Source organism: Caulobacter sp. GW822-FHT07D08 (genome assembly GCF_058798735.1).
Genome location: NZ_JBXAKU010000003.1, coordinates 305,883 through 324,359 on the forward strand (window position 1 = coordinate 305,883; position 18,477 = coordinate 324,359).

At 69.6% G+C, this 18,477-nt stretch carries 20 protein-coding genes and 1 pseudogene; 8 read left to right on the forward strand and 13 right to left on the reverse strand.

The genetic code is table 11. The features are described 5' to 3' along the window. Positions 1 to 91: 91 nt before the first annotated feature. The 5 genes from AC1RJ9_RS08055 (at position 92) to AC1RJ9_RS08075 (ending at position 4,465) form a co-directional block, all read left to right on the forward strand. Entirely contained in the window at positions 92 to 700 is a 609-nt protein-coding gene (locus AC1RJ9_RS08055; protein WP_492837697.1) for a flavodoxin family protein, read from the forward strand. 169 nt (positions 701 to 869) lie between these two features. Next, positions 870 to 1,670, forward strand: a complete 801-nt coding sequence (locus AC1RJ9_RS08060; protein WP_492837696.1) for an SDR family NAD(P)-dependent oxidoreductase — start codon at positions 870 to 872, stop codon at positions 1,668 to 1,670. Positions 1,671 to 1,856: 186 nt separating this feature from the next. After that, positions 1,857 to 3,068, forward strand: coding sequence for a dual-specificity RNA methyltransferase RlmN (rlmN, locus tag AC1RJ9_RS08065; RefSeq protein ID WP_492837812.1), 1,212 nt, complete (start codon positions 1,857 to 1,859; stop codon positions 3,066 to 3,068). Positions 3,069 to 3,178: 110 nt separating this feature from the next. Beyond that, on the forward strand, positions 3,179 to 3,607 hold the full coding sequence (locus AC1RJ9_RS08070; protein WP_492837695.1) for a DUF350 domain-containing protein: 429 nt from the start codon (positions 3,179 to 3,181) through the stop codon (positions 3,605 to 3,607). 24 nt (positions 3,608 to 3,631) lie between these two features. Then, a complete protein-coding gene (locus tag AC1RJ9_RS08075) occupies positions 3,632 to 4,465 on the forward strand; it encodes a S1 family peptidase (protein WP_492837693.1) in 834 nt (277 codons plus the stop codon). 11 nt (positions 4,466 to 4,476) lie between these two features. Here the strand turns inward: AC1RJ9_RS08075 and AC1RJ9_RS08080 are convergent. From AC1RJ9_RS08080 to rdgB, 10 genes and pseudogenes are all read right to left on the reverse strand, one after another. After that, positions 4,477 to 4,562, reverse strand: a pseudogene (locus AC1RJ9_RS08080) (hypothetical protein); the annotation flags it as partial. 9 nt (positions 4,563 to 4,571) lie between these two features. After that, positions 4,572 to 6,269, reverse strand: a complete 1,698-nt coding sequence (locus AC1RJ9_RS08085; protein ID WP_492837692.1) for an AmpG family muropeptide MFS transporter — start codon at positions 6,267 to 6,269, stop codon at positions 4,572 to 4,574. A 33-nt stretch (positions 6,270 to 6,302) separates the two neighbouring features. After that, complete coding sequence (locus AC1RJ9_RS08090) at positions 6,303 to 7,859, reverse strand: response regulator (RefSeq protein WP_492837690.1); 1,557 nt, start codon at positions 7,857 to 7,859, stop codon at positions 6,303 to 6,305. Positions 7,860 to 7,895: 36 nt separating this feature from the next. Further along, on the reverse strand, positions 7,896 to 9,428 hold the full coding sequence (locus AC1RJ9_RS08095; protein ID WP_492837689.1) for a YifB family Mg chelatase-like AAA ATPase: 1,533 nt from the start codon (positions 9,426 to 9,428) through the stop codon (positions 7,896 to 7,898). A gap of 108 nt (positions 9,429 to 9,536) precedes the next feature. Next, entirely contained in the window at positions 9,537 to 10,490 is a 954-nt protein-coding gene (gene gshB / locus AC1RJ9_RS08100) for a glutathione synthase (protein WP_492837688.1), read from the reverse strand. Between the two features lie 84 nt (positions 10,491 to 10,574). After that, positions 10,575 to 11,390, reverse strand: a complete 816-nt coding sequence (locus AC1RJ9_RS08105) for a SirB1 family protein (RefSeq protein WP_492837687.1) — start codon at positions 11,388 to 11,390, stop codon at positions 10,575 to 10,577. Next, entirely contained in the window at positions 11,387 to 11,794 is a 408-nt protein-coding gene (locus AC1RJ9_RS08110) for a YraN family protein (protein WP_492837686.1), read from the reverse strand. Before AC1RJ9_RS08110 ends, AC1RJ9_RS08105 begins: the two co-directional genes overlap by 4 nt. Next, positions 11,794 to 12,666 (reverse strand): 16S rRNA (cytidine(1402)-2'-O)-methyltransferase, encoded by an 873-nt coding sequence (rsmI, locus tag AC1RJ9_RS08115; protein WP_492837685.1) that lies wholly within the window; start codon positions 12,664 to 12,666, stop codon positions 11,794 to 11,796. The genes AC1RJ9_RS08110 and rsmI overlap by 1 nt, the downstream gene beginning before the upstream one ends. Before the next feature lie 36 nt (positions 12,667 to 12,702). Beyond that, on the reverse strand, positions 12,703 to 13,857 hold the full coding sequence (gene hemW, locus AC1RJ9_RS08120) for a radical SAM family heme chaperone HemW (protein ID WP_492837684.1): 1,155 nt from the start codon (positions 13,855 to 13,857) through the stop codon (positions 12,703 to 12,705). Positions 13,858 to 13,961: 104 nt separating this feature from the next. Beyond that, on the reverse strand, positions 13,962 to 14,564 hold the full coding sequence (gene rdgB / locus AC1RJ9_RS08125) for an RdgB/HAM1 family non-canonical purine NTP pyrophosphatase (protein WP_492837683.1): 603 nt from the start codon (positions 14,562 to 14,564) through the stop codon (positions 13,962 to 13,964). Positions 14,565 to 14,796: 232 nt separating this feature from the next. On the opposite strand from rdgB, the gene AC1RJ9_RS08130 reads away from it, so the two are divergent. From AC1RJ9_RS08130 to AC1RJ9_RS08140, 3 genes are all read left to right on the forward strand, one after another. After that, a complete protein-coding gene (locus tag AC1RJ9_RS08130; protein WP_492837682.1) occupies positions 14,797 to 14,913 on the forward strand; it encodes a hypothetical protein in 117 nt (38 codons plus the stop codon). Positions 14,914 to 15,006: 93 nt separating this feature from the next. Then, positions 15,007 to 15,540 carry a DUF2975 domain-containing protein gene (locus tag AC1RJ9_RS08135; protein WP_099581882.1) on the forward strand — a complete coding sequence of 178 codons (534 nt, stop codon included), beginning with the start codon at positions 15,007 to 15,009 and terminating at the stop codon, positions 15,538 to 15,540. Between the two features lie 17 nt (positions 15,541 to 15,557). Then, a complete protein-coding gene (locus AC1RJ9_RS08140) occupies positions 15,558 to 15,797 on the forward strand; it encodes a helix-turn-helix domain-containing protein (protein WP_492837681.1) in 240 nt (79 codons plus the stop codon). 47 nt (positions 15,798 to 15,844) lie between these two features. Here AC1RJ9_RS08140 and AC1RJ9_RS08145 read toward each other — a convergent pair whose 3' ends face one another. From AC1RJ9_RS08145 to rph, 3 genes are all read right to left on the reverse strand, one after another. Next, a complete protein-coding gene (locus tag AC1RJ9_RS08145) occupies positions 15,845 to 16,630 on the reverse strand; it encodes a retropepsin-like aspartic protease family protein (RefSeq protein WP_492837680.1) in 786 nt (261 codons plus the stop codon). 13 nt (positions 16,631 to 16,643) lie between these two features. Continuing rightward, positions 16,644 to 17,621: a S1C family serine protease gene (locus AC1RJ9_RS08150; RefSeq protein ID WP_492837679.1), complete on the reverse strand. Its 978-nt coding sequence runs from the start codon at positions 17,619 to 17,621 to the stop codon at positions 16,644 to 16,646. 119 nt (positions 17,622 to 17,740) lie between these two features. Further along, the gene (gene rph, locus AC1RJ9_RS08155; RefSeq protein WP_492837678.1) at positions 17,741 to 18,457 is read right to left on the reverse strand and encodes a ribonuclease PH; all 717 of its coding nucleotides are present in this window, start codon (positions 18,455 to 18,457) and stop codon (positions 17,741 to 17,743) included. Positions 18,458 to 18,477 lie beyond the last annotated feature (20 nt).

Consider the following 18,477-nt stretch of genomic DNA (forward strand, 5'->3'; position numbering starts at 1 on the left):
TGCTGATCCCCTGGCGGGTCTGTTGGGCGACATTAAGTAATCGCCACTGTTTCAGTTTCGAAACGACATCCATTCGAGATCGAGGGACCCAATGACCACCGTCGCCATCGTCTATCATTCCGGTTACGGCCACACCGCCATCCTCGCCGACAAGGTCGCCGAGGGCGTCCGCGACGCCGGCCAGACCCCGGTGCTGCTGAAGATCGAAAGCGCCGCTCAGGACTTCGCCCCGCTGATCGAGGAGATCACCAAGGCCGACGCCGTCGTGTTCGGCGCCCCGACCTACATGGGCGACGTCTCGGGCGTGTTCAAAGTGTTCGCCGACGCCACCGCCAGCGCCTTTTTCACCGGCGCCTGGAAGGACAAGCTGGCCGCCGGCTTCACCAACTCGCACAGCTTCGCCGGCGACAAGGCCCACGCCCTGGCCAGCCTGACCATCCTGGCCGCCCAGCACGGCATGAACTGGGTCAACCTGGGCATCGCCCCGCCGAACGTGACCGCCGCCGAGCGTGGCCCCGACACCCTGAACCGCGTCGGCTCTTTCATCGGCCTGGCCGCCCAGTCGGACAACGCCTCGACCGAGGTGACCCCGCCGGCCGGCGACCGCGAGACCGCCCGCCTGCTGGGCGAGCGCGTCGCCAAGGCCGCTGTCCGCTGGACCGCCGGCGCCCAGGCCGCCGAGCTCGAAAAGGCCGCTTAAGTCCCCAAGGCCGCGGTGGTCTCCCTCCCAGACCGCGGCCCCGGAAGAGGCGCGCCCCCCAGCCGAGCTGGCGCGCCTCTTCCACCCCTAAATTCGAGGGCTGCTTGAACCAGATCGCGGGCCGTGCTCGACTCCGGCGGAGTTTCGTCTTCTTCCGGATCACCCCAGCATGGCCCGCCGCCTCGCCCTGATCACCGGCGCCTCCGCCGGCATCGGGGCCGCTTCCGCCCGCATCTACGCCAGCCACGGCTATGACGTGGCCCTGACCGCGCGCCGGGCCGACCGCCTCGAGGGCCTGGCCGCCGAGATCAAGCTGCGCTCCGGTGTCGAGGCCTACGCCATCCCCGCCGACCTGGCCGAGCCGACCGGCGTCGACACGGTTCTGGCCGCCGTCGCCGAGCAGGGCCGGGTGGTCGACGCCCTGGTCAACAACGCCGGCTACGGCCTGCCCGGAACCTATGACAGCACGACCTGGGCCGACCAGGCGGCCTTCCTGCAGCTGATGCTGACCAGCGTCTGCGGCATGACCCACAAGGTGCTGCCGGGCATGATCGAGCGGAAGTTCGGCCGCATCGTCAATGTCGCCTCGCTGGCGGGGCTGGTTCCCGGCGCGGCCGGCCACACGCTCTACGCGGCGACCAAGGGCTTTCTCGTGAAGTTCTCCCAGAGCCTGCACCTGGAGAACCTGGCGACCGGCGTCCACGTCTCGGCGCTGTGCCCGGGCTTCACCTATTCGGAGTTCCATGATGTCAACGGCACGCGCGGCCAGGTCAGCCAGGGCGTTCCCGAATGGATGTGGCTGGGGGCCGACGAGGTCGCCGCCGCTGGCTACGAGGCCGCCGAGGCCAACCGCTCCATTTGCGTTCCGGGCGCCCCGAACAAGGCCATCGCCGCCATCGCCAAGATCGTGCCGGACGACTGGGCCCTGGCGTTGATGGCCAGCCAGGGAAGCCGGTTCCGGAAAGTGTAAGCGACGCGAAAACCTCGTCCTTCGACAGGCTCGGGATGAGGTTTTCGGTCGAGGCCGGGGCGTTGCGGCAGGCCTCACCCTGAGCCTGTCGAAGGGTAAGGCCGCACGTCGCGGACCGGTCCTTTTGGAAAACCGCTCCGGACCTGCTATATGTCCGCCTCGGCCCCCGAGCATCCGGACACCCCCTTGAGCGTCACCCTCGACCTGTCGCGCGTCTCTTCAGAGACGACGCCCGCCCAACCCGTCGCTAAACCCCTGGTCAACCTCTCGGGCCTCACGCGCCCGCAACTGGTCGCGGCCCTGGTCGAGAGCGGCGTGGTCGAGCACGGCAAGGCCAAGATGCGCGCCACCCAGATCTTCCGCTGGATGCACCATCGCGGCGTCACCGATTTCGCGCTGATGAGCGACGTCGCCAAGGAGACCCGCGCCCGCCTGGCCGAAGCCTTCACGCTGAACCGCCCGGAGATCGTCGAGCGCCAGGTGTCCAAGGACGGCACCCGCAAGTGGCTGATCCGCATGGCCCCCGGCATCGAGGTCGAGAGCGTCTACATCCCCGGCGTGGGCCGCGCCGGCGCCCTGTGCGTGTCCAGCCAGGTCGGCTGCACCCTGAACTGCAGCTTCTGCCACACCGGCACTCAGCCGCTGGTCCGCAACCTGACCGCCGCCGAGATCGTCGCCCAGGTCCAGGTGGCCAAGGACGACCTGGCCGAATGGCCGTCGGACAAGGAAGACCGCGTGCTCTCGAACATCGTGTTCATGGGCATGGGCGAGCCGCTGTACAATCTGGGCCAGGTGGCCGACGCCATCGAGATCATCAGCGACAACGAGGGCATCGGCATCTCGCGGCGCCGGATCACGGTCTCGACCTCGGGCGTGGTTCCGATGCTGGAAAAGCTTGGCAATACGACCCAGGCCATGCTGGCGATCAGCCTGCATGCCACCAACGATCCCCTGCGCGACGTGCTGGTGCCGCTGAACAAGAAATACCCGATCGCCGAGCTGATGGCGGGAATCCGCGCCTATCCCGGCCTGTCGAACGCCCGCCGCGTGACCTTCGAATACGTGATGCTCAAGGGCGTCAACGACAGCCCCGACGAGGCCCGCGCCCTGGTCAAGCTGATCAAGGGCATCCCGGCCAAGATCAACCTGATCCCGTTCAACCCCTGGCCGGGCAGCGACTATCTGTGCTCGGACTGGTCGACGATCGAGGCCTTCGCCGCGATCCTCAACAAGGCCGGCTACTCCTCGCCGATCCGCACCCCGCGCGGCCGCGACATCCTCGCCGCCTGCGGCCAGCTGAAGAGCGAGAGCGAGAAGGTGCGTGCGAGCGCCATGCGCAAGCTGTCGATGGCGGCCATGGCCGGGATGCTCGGCGACGACGAGGACGAGGCGGCTTAGGGCGCATCCAGAAACAGGCGGCGACTCCCCCGAGGCGGGCGCCCCCTACGCAAAACTTGTCGACCCGTGTTAGTCAGGGGGCCGCAAGTTCATCGGGGTAGTTCGCGTCCATGCCGTCCCAGCTCCAGTCGCCCGAGGTCCAGGCCTTCGCCACCGGCTTCCCGGTCACCCTGCTGCATGCCAGCGTGACCCTGGTCATGCTGATCCTGGGCACGGCGCTCTACGCCCTGTTGACTCCGCACAAGGAAATCACCCTGATCCGCGAGGGCAACTCGGCCGCCGCCCTGTCGCTGGGCGGGGTGATGGTCGGCCTGGCCATTCCGCTGGCCATCTCGCTGACCGCCTCGACCTCGGTGATCGAGATCCTGATCTGGGGCGCGGCGACCATCGCCGTGCAGCTCCTGGTGTTCCGCATCACCGACATGGTGCTGCAGGGCCTGCCCGAGCGGATCCACGAGGGGGAGGTCGCCGCCGCCGCCCTGCTGGTCGGCGCCAAGCTGGCCACCGCCCTGATCCTCGCCGCCGCCGTGGCTGGCTGAGCCGGCGGGATCGGGGGGCATACCGTGCATTTCCCCAAGCTTCCCGACTGGCTGGTCTATGCCGCGGCGGTCAGCGCCCTGGTGATCGTCGCCGTCGGCCGGCAGGAGCGATCGGACGCGCCGCCGCCGCCGCCGCCCGTGCCGGGCGAGGAGGGGCTGCCGCTGGGACCGTCCTCGCCGTTCGATCCCTCCATCGTGGTCCAGGTGCCCGATCGGCCCGAGCCGGGCTCGGGCACGGCCTTCTCGGTCGGCGACGATGGCACGTGGCTGACCGCACGCCACGTGGTCGACGGTTGCAAGCAAGCCGCGATCGTCGTCGCGGATGGTCGCGGCGTGGCCGCCAAGGTGCATGTCGATCCCAAGGCCGACGCCGCCATCCTGACCACCGAGGGCGGGGCCCCGTCGGTGCCGCTGGGCCTGGACGTCCCGCTGCGCCGGGGCGCGCGGGCCTATCATCCAGGCTTCCCGCAGGGCCATCCGGGCGAGGCCGCCTCGCGCCTGCTGGGCCGTGAGAATCTGGTCGTCCACGGTCGCGGCGCCCGCACCGAGCCCGTTCTGGTCTGGGCCGAGGTCGGTCGCACCGACAGCCTGAAGGGCACCCTGGCCGGCCTCTCGGGCTCGCCGGCCCTGGACAGCGCCGGAAGGGTGATCGGGGTGACGGTGGCCGAGGCTCCGCGTCGCGGCCGGATCTACACGACCGCGCCCGAGACCCTGAAGACCCTGCTGGGTCCGCGCCGCCGGCCCGCGCCGTCGGAGTTCGCGCCCAGCGAGCCGATCACCACCGAGAACTACGGCCGCGTCGCCGACGGCCTGCGCCGCGATCTGCGCGTGGCCCAGGTGGTGTGCCTGAAGGTCTAGGCGGGACCGAAACCTCGTCCTTCGACAGGCTCAGGATGAGGTTTCTACTGAACCGGCCCTGATCCTCATCCTGAGCTTGTCGAAGGACGGGGATCACGCGCGATGCCTAGGTGGTCGTCGCCTCGGCCTCGACCGGCTTCTGCCGCGCCGCCACCAGGAACGACAGCACGATCGCCACGACGCCGATCAGGGCGGTGTAGATGAAGAACGCCGTATAGCCCGCCGCCATGGCCGGACCGCTGACGCCCAGCTTGGCGCCGGCGGCGGTGAAGCTCTCTGGCGGCAGGCGGGTGAAGAGGGCCTTCAGCGGCGCGGTGAACCCGCCGTGCTCGGCCGCCAGCGCCGAGCCTTCGACGATGCGTCCCGATTGCGAGGCGATCAGCTTGCCGGGCAAGGCGTAGAGCGATGAGAACAGCGCGTATTGCGTGGCCGTGAACCCGGCCGTCGTCAGGCTGGACATGTAGGCGATCAGGGCCGTGCCCGCGATTCCGCCGGCCAGGTTGTCGATGCAGATCGCCCAGAACAGCACCGGCACGCTGTGGCCGCTCATGGCCAGCCAGGCGAAGAACAGGTTACTGATCGGCTGGGCGAAGGCGCCGATCACCAGGGCTTTCATCAGGCCCAGCCGCGCCACGATCACCCCGCCCATGAACACGCCGATCATCGAGGCGATGATGCCGAACACCTTCCGGATCTCGGCGATCTCGGTCAGCGAGAAACCCATGTCGCGGTAGAACGGGTTCATGATGTTGAGCACGAAGTCCGAGACGCGGTAGACGCAGATCGCCGCCAGGATCAGGCCGGCCACGCCCTTGAAGCGCTTGGCGAAGTCGATCAGAGGCTCGCCGAACGCCGCGGACATATAGACGCCAGGCTTGGTGCGGACCTTGGGGATCGGCCAGGCCGCCACCACCACGATGGCTAGGCCGGTCAGCACGCCGAGCAATTGCAGCCAAACGCCATTGGGCTTGGCCTTCCAAGCCTCGGCCAGGGCCTCGCCGCCGACCAGTTTGGACAACAGGGACGCGTCGCCCGACAGGCCCGAGCCCAGGACCAGGGCGCCGACGAGCAGGATGGCGAGGCGCGCCATCCATTCCAGGGCTTCCAGCGAGCGGGGCTGATGGACGTCGCCGGTCGGGATCGGCCGGATGGTGTGCTCCATCTCGCGCGGCGCCCACAGGGTGGCGAGGACGCCGATCCCGACCACGAAGCCCATGACGGCATAGGAGAAGTTCCAACCGAACCGTTCGGCCAGCAGCAGCGGCCCGGCGCCGGCGGCGATCATCGCGCCCCGAAAGCCCCATTGATAGGCGACCGCCATCGGCCCCTGTTCTTCCTTGTCGGCGACCTCGATTCGCCAGGCGTCCAGGACGATGTCGTGCGAGGCCGTGGCGAAGCCCACCGCGACGGCGGCGGCGGCCAGGAGCGGCAGCTGCGTGGCCGGATTGAGTGTCGAGATCGTCCACAGCCCCAGGATCATGGCGGTCTGGAACACCAGGATCCATGCCCGCCTGTGGCCCAGAAGATCGTGCAGCACCGGCACCTTGGCCCGGTCGATCAGCGGGGCCCACAGGAACTTGAACGAGAACGACAGAGTGGCCAGGCTGAAGAAGCCGATCACCGCCAGTGACAGGCCCGCGTCGCGCAGCCACAGCGACAGGGTGTCGAAGATCAGCATGAAGGGCAGGCCCGACGCGAAGCCCAGGCCCAGCATCACCAGGCTGCGCCGCTCGCCGAAGAAGGCGAGGGCCTGGAGAAGAGTCTTCTTCTCGGGCGCGGCCTGCGCCTTCGTTTCGTCAGTCATCGCGGCGATCCCCTGTCCGGGGCGCGCCCGGATCTAGCCGGCGACCTTGGCTCGCGTCGCGGTTTTCGTCCAGCCGCCGCCAATCCCATTCGCGACGCCGGAGGTCGTCCAACGCTTGAGGGCGTCACGCAAGGCTTCCTGGGTGAGGGGCTTGACCAGGAAGTCGTCCATGCCGGCGGCCAGGCAGGTGCGCTTGTCCTCGTCGAAGGCGTCGGCGGTCAGGGCGGCGATCGGCGAGGCCACGCCCTTGGCGCGCAGGGCCTTGGCGGCCTCGACGCCGGACATGCCGGGCATCCGCAGGTCCATCAGGATCAGGTCGTAGGCCCCGGCCGAGGCGGCGGCCACGGCCTGCTCGCCGTCGGCGACGCGGTCGACCTTGCAACCCTCGCGCTCCAGCAGGGTGCGGGCCAGCAGGGCGTTGATCGGATTGTCCTCGGCCAGCAGCACGCGGACGCCCTGGGCCACGGCCCCGGAGATGCGGTCGTCATGCGCCGTCTCGGTGGCGGGCGTCGCCTCGGTCTCGCCGGCCTGCAGCACCTGGACGACCAGCGAGGCGGCGCGCAGCGGCTTGATCAGATAGCCCGAAAAGCCGGCGGTCTTGAGCGGCTCGATGCGATCGCGCTGCTCGGGTGTCAGCAGCACCACGGCCTTGCGGCCGGTTGGGGGCTTTAACGCCCCACGGGGTCCCGATAGCGCCGCGTCGATCAGCAGCACGGCGTCGGCCGGCGCGCCCGACAGGGCCGAGGCGATGTCGACGGCGGCGAAGGCCCGGCCGCCAGCGGCCTCGATCTGGCGCGCTGTGGCGGCGCGGACGATGGCGTTGGGCGAGGCGATGGCGACGGCGCGGCCGTCCAGGGGGGCCGCCCGGAGGGCGGGCGCGGTTAGCTCAAAAGGCGCTTCGAACCAGAACTCGGCGCCCTGGCCCAGCTCGCCGCCGACCCCGACTTCGCCGTTCATGGCCTTGGTCAGCGTGGCCACGATGGCCAGGCCCAGGCCCGCGCCGCCCAGCTGGGTGGCGTGGGTGATGTCGGTTTGAACGAAGGCGTCGAAGATCCGCCGGCGGGCCTCGGGCGCGACGCCGGGGCCGGTGTCGGCGACCGAGAAGCGGATGCGCCCCTCCGTGGTGGCCGTGGCAGTCAGCAGCACGCCGCCGGCCTCGGTGAATTTCACGGCGTTGCCGGCGAAGTTCAGCAGGATCTGACGCAGGCGGCCCTCGTCGGCCTGGATGGTCGGCAAGGGCGTCGGGACGGCCCAGGCGATCTCGACGCCCTTCTCGTGGGCGCGCGGGCTCATCAGCTCCGCGACCTGGCGCAGCAGGCCTTCGATATCGACCGGGGCCAGCGACAGTTCGATCGAGGCCGCGCCGAGGCGGGCGAAGTGCAGCACGTCATTGACCAGCGACAGCAGGTGGTCGCCGCTCTCGCGCAGGGCGGTGACGTAGGACCGCTGCTCGGCGGTCAGCTTGGTGTTTTCCAGCAGGCGCGCCATGCCCAGCACGCCGTTCAGCGGGGTGCGGAACTCGTGGCTCAGGGTGGCCAGCTGCTCGGGCGTGACGCCGGGGCGCTTATCGTCGGGTCTGGGATCGCTCATGGAGATCAAGCTTACCCGCCGCGACTTAACGGGCGGTCAAACGCGAACCGGTTCTTCACCCGGCGTCGTGGTCCGCCGATAGGCCAGGGCCTCGGCCACGTGGACGCGGCGGACGGCGTCGACGCCCTCCAGGTCGGCGATGGTGCGGGCCAGGCGCAGGGTGCGGGTCCAGCCTCGGGCGCTGATCCGGCCGGCCTCGGCCGCCTGGGCCAGCAAAGCGCGGCCGGGGGCGTCGAGGTTGGTGATCTTCTCCAGGAAGGCGCCCTCCGCGCGGCCGTTCAGGCCGTCGGCGCCCTCCAGCGCGTCGGCGCGATCCTGCTGCAGCCTCCGCGCCCGGGCCACCCGCGCGGCGGCCTCGGCCGAGCCTTCGGCGGGCGGCGGCAGGGACAGATCGGCGGCGGTGACCGCGGGCATGTCGACGGTGAGGTCGATACGGTCCATCAGCGGACCCGAGACTCGGCCCTGGTAGTCGCGCTGGCACCGGGGAGCCTTGCCGCACGCGCCGCGCCCGGCCCCGCCGTGGCCGCAGCGACAGGGGTTCATGGCCGCCACCAGCTGCACCCGGGCCGGATAGCGGACGTGAGCATTGGCGCGGGCCACCATCACCTCGCCGGTCTCGAGCGGCGCGCGCAGGCTGTCCAGCGCCTGGACGCCGAACTCGGGCAACTCGTCGAGGAAGAGAACGCCGTTGTGGGCCAGCGACACCTCGCCCGGCTTGGCCTTCAGTCCGCCGCCGGTCAGGGCGGCCATGCTGGCGCTGTGATGCGGAGAACGGAACGGTCGATCGCGGGTCAGGGCGCCGCGCGCGATCAAGCCCGCCACCGAATGGACCATCGAGGTCTCCAGCAGCTCCTTGGAGCTCAGCGGCGGCAGGAGGCCCGGCAGGCGCTGGGCCAGCATCGACTTGCCCGAGCCGGGCGGGCCGACGAACAGCAGATTGTGACCGCCGGCGGCGGCGATCTCCAGGGCCCGCTTGGCCTGCTCCTGGCCCTTGACGTCGCGCAGGTCCTTGGGCCGCTCGCCCTCGATGATCGGGCCGGGCGCCGGGGCCGACAGGATCTGGCTGCCCCGGAAGTGGTTGATCAGGGCCACCAGCGAGCGCGGCGCCAGGATCCGGGTCTCGCCGGCCCAGGCCGCCTCGGGACCGGAGGCCTCCGGACAGATCAGGCCCAGGCCCATGGCCCCGGCCGCCATCGCCGCCGGCAGAGCTCCCGCCGCCGGTACGATGCGGCCGTCCAGCGAGAGCTCGCCCATGGCCGCCCAGCCGTCGAGCGCATCCATCGGGATGACGCCGATGGCGGACATTACCGCCAGGGCGATCGGCAGGTCGAAGTGCGTGCCTTCCTTGGGCATGTCGGCCGGCGCCAGATTGGCGACGATGCGCTTGCCCGGCAGGGAAAGACCGAGGCCCGCGAAGGCTCCGCGCACCCGCTCACGGCTCTCGGCGACGGCCTTGTCGGCCAGGCCGACAATGACGAACACCTGAGCGCCCGTCGTCAGTTGCACCTCGACATCGACGCGTCGGGCCTCGACGCCCTCGAACGCGACGGTGACCACCCTGGCGGCCATTCCAACCCCTTGCGGATATTTGATTTATCCACAAGTCACAGCATAGCGCGTGAAATGGAGCAAGAACGAAAAACGAACGTTTCGCGAAACGTCCACGTTTCCGCAGAGTTACCCACCGTTACGGCGAATGTCGTCGATGCGGTCCCAAAGTACAGATGCGGCGTCGATGCCGGTAAAACGCTTCAGCTGTTGAGCGCCGGTTGGCGACGTTACGTTGATTTCCGTGAGGTACTCGCCAATGACGTCGATGCCAACAAAGATCAGTCCACGGCGCTTAAGCTCGGGGCCGATGATCCGGCAGAGCTCCAGGTCGCGCGGGGTCAGTTCGACCGCCTCGGCGCGGCCGCCGACCCGCAGATTCGAGCGCACCTGGCCGTCGGCCGGCACCCGGTTGATGGCCCCAACCGGCTCGCCGTCGACCAGCAGAACGCGCTTGTCGCCCTTGCTAACGGCCGGCACGAACTTCTGGGCGATGACCTGCTCGCGACCGATCATGGCGTGCAGTTCCAGCAGGGCGTCGAGGTTTGGATCGTCCGCCAACAGACGGGCCACGCCCGAGCCGCCGCCGCCGTAGAGGGGTTTCAGCACGATGTCGCCGTGACGGGCGCGGAAGTCGTAGATCGCCTCGTGGTCGGAGGTGATCAGGGTCGGCGGCTGCACGCCCGGGAAGTCGGTGACGAACAGCTTTTCCGGCGCGTTGCGCACCTCGGCGGGGTTGTTCACCACCAGGGTGTGCGGGTGGATCTTCTCCAGGAAGTGCGTGGCCGTGATGTAGGCCATGTCGAACGGCGGATCCTGGCGCATCAGGACGACGTCGATGTCGTCCTTCATGTCGAGGACCACGAGCTCGCCCAGCTTGGCGTGCGCGCCGTGGACGGCCGAAAGCTCCAGGGACTGGGCGCGGGCGAACACCCGGCCGTCTTCCTGCGACAGCTTGTCGGGTGTGTAGAACCACAGCTTGTGACCGCGGGCCTGGGCTTCCATCATCATCAGGAAGGTCGTGTCGGTTTCGATGTTGATCCCCAGGACGGGATCCATCTGGACGGCGACTCGCAGCGACATGGGGGCTCCTGGGGTTCTTCCTGGCGTTTGGACGCGACGGCTTAGTTAGGCGTTCTCGCGCCCAGGTCCAACGGCGGACGCGTTCTAGTTCAGCCTTAGCCGCATCCGTTCGCGGGCCGCGCGGGCGGCGATGGCCGCGCCGCCGTCCAGGATCTGGGCGCGCGAGAGGGCCTGCAGGGCGCCGGCCAGGGCGCCCTGGCCTTCGCGCGCGGCGGCGACGTCGAGCCAGGGGCGGTGGTCGGCGGGGTTGAGCAGGGCGCGGCGCAGGGCCGAGCGCTCGGCGCGGACCCAGTCCTTGGCCTGCTGGGCGCGGGCGAAGATGTTGTTCTGCAGGCGGATCAGCACGGCGCGGTCCGAGATCGGCGCCATCAGGAGCTCCAGCCGCGAAGCGACGTCGGGCATCAGGCCCGTTCGCAGCGCCCGGCGCGACAGTTCGGACGGCAGCACCACCCGGCCTTCGCTGAAGGGATCCAGGGCCAGCGGACCCTCCTCGGTCTCGATGCGCAGCAGGAAGTGGCCGGGGAAGTCGACGCCGTAGAGCTCCAGCCCGACCTGGCGGGCGGCGTGCAGGTAGAAGACGCCCAGCGCCACCGGCAGGCCCTTGCGGCGCTCGGCGATGGCGATGACGTCGGCGTTGTCGGGATGGTCGTAGGTCAGCACGTCGCCGGTCAGGCGGAGGTCCCCGGCCAGGGTCTCGGCCACGGCCTCCTCGGGCGACTCGGCCTCGGCGCGGCGGCGCAGGCGCTCGACGGCGTCGCGGGCCAGGTCCAGGGCCGGTTGGGTGTCGCGGCTGGGATCGTCATGGACGGCGCAGGCCAGGGCCGCCTCGAACAGCGGGAAGCCCTCGTCGGGACCTTCGCCGGCCTTGGTCAGGATCGCCTCGGCCTCGTCGCGCGTCATGCGGCCCCCCAGGCGTTGGGAAGGTGGCGCGGTGCGCGGCCGGGGGCCAGGGCGATGAGATCCAGGCGCACGAAGAGATCGCGCAAGGCCACGCGGTGCGCGCTGACATGGGCGGCGGCGCGGCGCAGGCGGTCGCGCTGGGTGGGCGTCACGGCGTCCAGGGCGTCCTCGATCGTTGCTCTCTGCTTGACCTCCACAACGGCCAGCACCTTGCCGCGTTGCGCCAGCAGGTCGATTTCGCCGAGCGGGGTGGCCAGGCGGAAGCCCAGGATGCGGTAGCCCTTGGCCATCAGCCACAGGGCCGCGACCACCTCGGCCCGACGGCCGAGCTTGCGGGCCGCGGCGCCTCTCTCCTGCCGGGCTTTGGCCTGGCGAACATGCGCATGGCGACCGCCGGCGACCATCAGGTCTGCTCCTTCAAGGCCAGCGCCTGGCGGTAGAGATCCTTGCGGGAGAGGCCCAAGGCCTTGGCGACTTCCGAAGCGGCCTCGCCCAGGGGCAGGCGGGCCATGGCCTCGCGCAGGGCGGCCTCGGCGTCGTCGGCGGTGGCGAGTTCCTCGGCTCCGGGACCGACCAGGATGACGATCTCGCCCTTGGGCGCCGCGAAGCGCGGATCTGCGGCCAGTTCGGCGAGCGGCCCGCGAATGCAGGTCTCGTAGAGCTTGGTCAGTTCGCGGCACACTGCCGCCGGTCGCGTTCCGCCGAACACGGCGGCCATGTCGGCCAGGCAGTCGTCGACCCGCGAGGCGCCTTCGTAGAAGATCAGGGTGGCGCGGGTGTTGGCGAATTCCTCGAAGAAGGTCCGGCGCGCGGCGCTCTTGGGCGGCGGAAAGCCGGCGAACAGGAAGCGGTCGGTCGGCAGGCCGGCCAGGGTCAGGGCCGCCAGGACCGCCGAGGCTCCGGGGATCGGGATCACGGGATGGCCGGCGGCGATCGCCGCCTTGGCCAGGCGATGGCCGGGGTCGGAGACCATCGGCGTGCCCGCGTCCGAGACCAGGGCCACGCGCTCGCCGGCCTCCAGCCGTTCCAGGATGCGCGGGATGGCGCGCTCGGCCACGTGTTCGTCGTGGCGCTCCAGCTTGGTCTTGATGGCGTAGGCCGCCAGCAGCTTGCCGGTGACGCGGGTGTCCTCGGCCAGCAGGACGTCGCAGGCGGCCAGCACGTCCAGCGCCCGCAGGGTGATGTCGCGCAGGTTGCCGATCGGCGTCGCCACCAGATAGAGGCCGGGCGCCAGGGGCGCGTCGGACAGGGCTGGCGGGGGAAGCTGGCGGCTCAACGCTAAGTATCCTTCGGTCGGCGGAGCAAACCCTTATCAGGTTGCGAGCGCGCCTGTCAGCCGGTCGAGCACGAGGCGACCGGCGCGGGTGGCGCGTAAACGAAGAGGGTCGTCGACCAGCAGGCCAGTTTCGACGAGATCGCGGACCTTGGGAAGGTCGGGGGTCAGGCCCAGCGGCGCCATCTCGTCGAAGCTGACGCCATCGTCGATGCGCAGGCCCAAAACGAGGCGCTCCTCGGCCGCTTCCTGGGGGGTGAGGGTTTCGCGCGCGAAGCCGAAGCCGGTCTCGGCCACGGCGGCGATGTAGTCCTTGATGGCGCGGTGGGCGAGGGTGGCCGCGCGGCCTTCGGGCAAGGCGAGGCGGCCATGCGCGCCCGGCCCGACCCCGACATAGTCGACGCCGCGCCAGTAGACGAGGTTGTGCCGCGATCGCGCCGCCTCGCCCCGGGCGTGGTTGGAGACCTCGTAGGCGTCGAAGCCGGCGGCCTCCAGGATCTCCTGCGTGGTCTCGAACAGGGTGGCGGCCAGGTCCTCGTCGGGCACGACCAGGGTCCCGCGCCCGACCGCGCGGTCGAAGGCGGTGCCCGCCTCGATGGTCAGCTGGTAGGGCGAGACGTGTTCGGGGCCCAGGGCGATGGCCTCGGAAAGCTCGGCGCGCCAGGCCGCGTCGGTCTGGCCGGGACGGGCGTAGATCAGGTCGATCGACAGGCGCGGGAAAGCCTTGGTCGCCGCCGTGATCGCCCGCCGCGCCGCGCTGGCGTCGTGGTTGCGACCCAGGGCCCTCAGGGATTCATCGTCCAGCGCCTGGACGCCGAGCGACAGGCGCTGGATCCCGGCGTCGGCCAGGGCTTTGAACCGGTTGGCCTCGGCGTCCGTGGGATTGGCCTCCAGGCTGATCTCCAGGTCGGCGACCGGCGACCACAGGCGCCTGGCGGTGTCGATCACCCGGGCGACCTGGCCCGGATCCATCAGCGAGGGCGTGCCGCCGCCGAAGAAGATCGAAAGCAAGGTTCGCTCGCCGGTCAGGGCGCGCTGGGCTTCCAGGTCGGCCACGATGGCGTCGGCCAGCGCCGCCTGCTCGTCGGTCTTGCCCCGGTCGCGCACGACGTTGAAGTCGCAATAGGGACAGATGCGCGCGCAGTACGGCCAGTGGACATAGATCCCGACGGCGGTCCTATCCATGCTTGTCATCCCGGGCGTAGCAAAGCGAAGACCCGGGACCGCAGGAAGCTCGGCGCCTGTTGCGGTCCCGGCTCGGCGCGCTACGCGCTTGGCCGGGATGACAGCTTTCACGGTCAGTCAATCAGCGCCGCCTTCAGCTTGGCGAAGGCGCGGGCGCGGTGGCTCATGGCGTCCTTGGCGGCCGGCTCCATCTCGCCGAACGTCAGGGCCTGGCCCTCCGGCATGAAGATCGGGTCGTAGCCGAAGCCGCGCGCCCCACGACCGGGGAACACCAGGATCCCGTCGACGCGGCCCTCGACCACCACGGCCGGGCCGTTCGGCCAGGCCACCGCCAGGGCGGAGGTGAACCAGGCCGAGCGGTCGTCGGAACCCGTCTCCTCCAGCCGCGTCTCGACGTTTTTCATGGCCGCGACGAAATCCTTGGAGGGTCCTGCCCAGCGGGCCGAAAAGATCCCCGGCGCGCCGTCCAGCGCCTTGACCGACAGGCCGCTGTCGTCGGCCAGGGCCGGCAAGCCCGAGCGGTCGGCCGCGTGACGCGCCTTCAGCAGGGCGTTGCCGACAAAACTACATTCTGTTTCCTCCGGCTCGGGCAGGCCCAACTGGCCGGCGGTGACGATCTCGAAGCGGCTGTCCAGCAGGGCGGCGATCTCGGGCGCCTTGCCGGGATTGTGGGTGGCCAGCACAAGCTTCGCGCCCGGTTCAAGCTTCAGCGCCATCCGACATCTCCCTAAGCACGGCAACGCGCTTCCTTACCCTGGCTTGGAGACCGCCGTCGACACCACTGTGACCTTACGGCAACTGTTCCGCGCGACCGTGCATCATTACCAGAGTTTAATATCGTTTCTCGATAAACAACATTGGCGGAACCGGAAACGCGCTCTATCTGTTGACCTGTGGATAGAGGCCGAATGGCTCGACCCCGTCCACGTCTCTCAAACTGGAAACACGATGTCCGCCGCCCGCCTGTTCCGCATCGCCGACAAGGTTCTCATGACCGTCATCACCGCCGCGCTCATCGTGGCCGTGCCGGTGTCGGCCGTGGCCTTCGTGGTGCAGACTCTCTAGGCGGGTAAGGGTTTCCAGAGCCGAGACTGGTTTTTTGACGCCCGCCGCGACGCGGGGCAATTTGCTTAGCGTCGCTGTCGGGGGGAAGCAGCCATGCGCGCCTTGGGCCCAGGCTCCGTATCGAGTTTTCTGAAGATCATCCTCGACGTGATCTATGTCGGGCTGTGGATCTTCGTGAGCCTTCTGTCGCTGTTCACGCTGGTCGCCCTGCTGTTCAGCTTCAATCCCGAACTTCTGGCCTCGATGTTGCCGATCAGTGACGCCGTCGAGGCGATCAGCCGCGACGGGCCGCTGTTCGCCGGCGCCCTGGCCGCCTGGGCGCTGCTGCTGGGCGGTTGGATGGTCATCGTCGAGCGCCTGCGCAAGATCTTCGCCACCCTGACCGCCGGCGATCCCTTCCATCCCGACAACGTGGTGCGCCTGCGCCTGATCGGCCTCGTCCTGGCGGGCCTCGAGGTTGGGCGCTACGTCTTCTCGGGCATGGCCCGCTGGTTGGCCCCCAAGGCCAAGGTCATCGACGACAGCTTCACCCTGACCGCCTGGTTCTCGGTGCTGGTCGTCTTCGTCCTGGCCGAGGTCTTCCGCGAGGGCGCCCGCCTTCGTCGCGAAGCCGAACTCACGATCTGAACCGGAGCGATCCAAGCATGCCTGTCCGCGTGAACCTCGACCGCGTGCTGCTCGACCGCCGAATGTCGCTGACGGAGCTCTCCGACCGGGTGGGGGTGACGATCGCCAACCTGTCGATCCTCAAGACCGGCAAGGCCCGCGCCGTCCGGTTCTCGACCCTCGACGCCCTGTGCCGTGAGCTGCAATGCCAGCCGGGCGACCTGCTGACCTTCGAATACGGCCCGGCCGGCGGGCATGACGATGACGAAGACGACTAGAGCAAGCCGCTGGAGTTTCCGACGAAGCGGATACCGTTTCGTCGGTTTTAGTAGGCGCGTCCTTTCTCGTCCTCGCGCCACTTCAGGATCATCTGGCGGTCGCGGAATTCGAAGGCGTCCAGACGCTTGAGGAAGCTCATCCCCAGCAGCGAGCCGTTCATCGGAGCCTTGTTGACCATCACCCGGAAGCCCTCGAGCTTGATCGAGCCGATCTCCAGGCTCGTGGCGTCGTAGGCGGCGCTGTAGCCCTTGCCGTTGGCGGTCTCGGTCTCGTAGCCGTAGTTCAATGTGTCGACGGCGATCCCGAGGCGGCGGGCGTCGTCGGGGCTGAGCACGGTCTCGGTCGCGCCGGTGTCGACCATGAAGCGCACGCGCTGGCCGTTGACCAGGCCGTCGACGACGTAGTGGCCGCCTTCGCCTTGCGGAACCATCAGGGTGCGCTCGCCGACCGCGACGGGCGTGCCGACATTGAAGGCCAGCTTGAGCCGTTGCGGGACGTCGGCCAGCTCGGCGCGGTAGGCGTAGCCCAACGCCAGGACCGCGATGATACCGCTCCAGATCGCGACATATTTCAGGTGCTGGCTGATCGAGCCCTGCAGGCCCCGCAGCAGCGCCGTCGAGACCAGCACCACCAAGCCGATCTGGTAGACGAGGTCGGCCTTGTCGTCGCCGGTCCGCATCGCTTCCGGGAAGGCGCGCCAGAGCGCGAACGCCAAGGCGCCGATGGCGGCCAGCAGCCCTAGCCACAGCCAGAGCCGATGACGCGGGACCCCCGGCGGCCCTGACTTGGCCGCCGCCGGCGGCGCGTCGGGTTGGTCCCAGGGGCCTTTCATCGGGAAGCCTTTGTCAATTCAGCCGCCGCTTCTTCAGCAGGCTGGCGCGGTCCATCGAGCGGATCTCGACCTCGAAGGCGTCGCCCTCGCGCAGGATCTTCAAAGGCACGCTGACGCCCGCGTCGCCCAGGCTCCAGAGCCTGTCGTAGAATTCGGCGAGATCCGAGACCGGCATGCCGTCGACGGCTAGGATCAGGTCGCCGGGCTTCAGCTCGGCGCGGGCGGCCGGGCCCTTGGGCGAGATGCCGACGATGACGACGTGATGGTCCATCTCCTGGGCGAAGACGCCCAGCCACGGCCGGGGCGGGTGCGGGCTGCGGCCGCGGGCCAGTTCGTCCAGGATGGGCGGCAGCAGCTCGGCGGGCACGAACATGTTGATCGGACGGGCCAGGCCTTCATTGTCGCGGCCTTCCAGGGTCAGGGAGCCGAGGCCGACGAGGTCGCCCTTGGGGCCGATCAGGGCCGCGCCGCTCCAGTGCGGGTGGGCCGGGCCGGTGATGATGGCGTCGTCCAGCAGGTATTCCCAGTAGCCGGCGAACGGCATGCGGGCCAGCACCTTGCCGGCCACGGCGTGGGCGCGGCCGCCGGCCCCGGCGGCGATGATCGGCGCGCCGGTGTCCAGGTCCTTGGCGCTGCCGATGGTCATGACCGGCAGGTCCAGCGGCTCCAGCGCCTGGACGAGGCCCAGGCCCGAGCGGACATCCAGGCCCAGCACGTGGGCCGGCACGCGGCGGCCGTCGTTGCGCGTGAGCACAACCTCCTCGGCCTCGGTGATCAGATAGGCCATGGTCAGCACGAGGCCGCCGGGGCCGATGACAACGCCGTTGCCGACGCGCTCGGTCCCCAGGATCCCGGCCGTATAGGCGTCGGGCGGCACGGTGGCTTCCAGCGCCACCATGGAAGACAGCGCCTGGTCCAGGTCGAAGCGATAGGCCTCCGCCGACGGACGCAGGCGGGCTTCGACTTCATGGCCTTCGAACGGGGTGGTCACGCGAAACTCCTGAAATCCTTAAGATAGGAATCTGGGACCGTTACCCCGTTCCGGCAAGTGCGACCCGAACGTGATGGCGCGGCCACCACGTTCTTCTCGCGAGTTGGGGATGGAAGCTCCTAGGCTCCGATCGCCGCGCGTTGCATCACGAACAGCTCGTTGACGCCCTTCTCGGCCAGGTCGAACAGGCTCTGGAACTCGGACTTGGTGAAGCCGCGCTTTTCGCCGGTGGCCTGGATCTCGACGATGTCGCCCACGTCGGTCAGGACGAAGTTGCTGTCGGCCTCGGCGCTCGAGTCTTCTTCGTAGTCGAGGTCCAGGACCGGGGTGTCCTTGAACACGCCGCACGAGACGGCCGCCACCTGGCCCTGGATCGGGTCGGTCTTCAGCACGCCCTCTTCCAGCAGGTAGTTGACCGCCAGGCGCAGGGCGACCCAGGCGCCGGTGATGGCGGCGGTGCGGGTGCCGCCGTCGGCCTGGATGACGTCGCAGTCCAGGCTGATCTGGCGCTCGCCCAAGGCCTTGAGGTCGACGACGGCGCGCAGGGAACGGCCGATCAGGCGCTGGATTTCCTGGGTGCGGCCGGTCTGCTTGCCGACGGCGGCCTCGCGGCGGCCGCGCGTGTGCGTGGCGCGGGGCAGCATGCCGTACTCGGCCGTGACCCAGCCGGCGCCCTTGTTGCGCATCCAGCCGGGAACGCTCTCCTCGACCGTGGCGGTGACCAGCACCTTGGTGTGGCCGAAGCTGATCAGGCAGGAGCCCTCGGCGTAGCGGTTGACGCCGGTTTCCAGCGTGACGGCGCGCAACTGGTCGGGGGCGCGTTCGGACGGACGCATGCTGAAAACTCCGGGCTTTG

Coding starts and splice junctions, on each gene's coding strand:
- AC1RJ9_RS08055 (WP_492837697.1), top strand. CDS start 92: ATGACCACCGTCGCCATCGTCTATCATTCCGGTTACGGCCACACCGCC.
- AC1RJ9_RS08060 (WP_492837696.1), top strand. CDS start 870: ATGGCCCGCCGCCTCGCCCTGATCACCGGCGCCTCCGCCGGCATCGGG.
- AC1RJ9_RS08070 (WP_492837695.1), top strand. CDS start 3,179: ATGCCGTCCCAGCTCCAGTCGCCCGAGGTCCAGGCCTTCGCCACCGGC.
- AC1RJ9_RS08085 (WP_492837692.1), bottom strand. CDS start 6,269: ATGACTGACGAAACGAAGGCGCAGGCCGCGCCCGAGAAGAAGACTCTT.
- AC1RJ9_RS08090 (WP_492837690.1), bottom strand. CDS start 7,859: ATGAGCGATCCCAGACCCGACGATAAGCGCCCCGGCGTCACGCCCGAG.
- AC1RJ9_RS08095 (WP_492837689.1), bottom strand. CDS start 9,428: ATGGCCGCCAGGGTGGTCACCGTCGCGTTCGAGGGCGTCGAGGCCCGA.
- gshB (WP_492837688.1), bottom strand. CDS start 10,490: ATGTCGCTGCGAGTCGCCGTCCAGATGGATCCCGTCCTGGGGATCAAC.
- AC1RJ9_RS08105 (WP_492837687.1), bottom strand. CDS start 11,390: ATGACGCGCGACGAGGCCGAGGCGATCCTGACCAAGGCCGGCGAAGGT.
- AC1RJ9_RS08110 (WP_492837686.1), bottom strand. CDS start 11,794: ATGGTCGCCGGCGGTCGCCATGCGCATGTTCGCCAGGCCAAAGCCCGG.
- hemW (WP_492837684.1), bottom strand. CDS start 13,857: ATGACAAGCATGGATAGGACCGCCGTCGGGATCTATGTCCACTGGCCG.
- rdgB (WP_492837683.1), bottom strand. CDS start 14,564: ATGGCGCTGAAGCTTGAACCGGGCGCGAAGCTTGTGCTGGCCACCCAC.
- AC1RJ9_RS08130 (WP_492837682.1), top strand. CDS start 14,797: ATGTCCGCCGCCCGCCTGTTCCGCATCGCCGACAAGGTTCTCATGACC.
- AC1RJ9_RS08135 (WP_099581882.1), top strand. CDS start 15,007: ATGCGCGCCTTGGGCCCAGGCTCCGTATCGAGTTTTCTGAAGATCATC.
- AC1RJ9_RS08140 (WP_492837681.1), top strand. CDS start 15,558: ATGCCTGTCCGCGTGAACCTCGACCGCGTGCTGCTCGACCGCCGAATG.
- AC1RJ9_RS08145 (WP_492837680.1), bottom strand. CDS start 16,630: ATGAAAGGCCCCTGGGACCAACCCGACGCGCCGCCGGCGGCGGCCAAG.
- rph (WP_492837678.1), bottom strand. CDS start 18,457: ATGCGTCCGTCCGAACGCGCCCCCGACCAGTTGCGCGCCGTCACGCTG.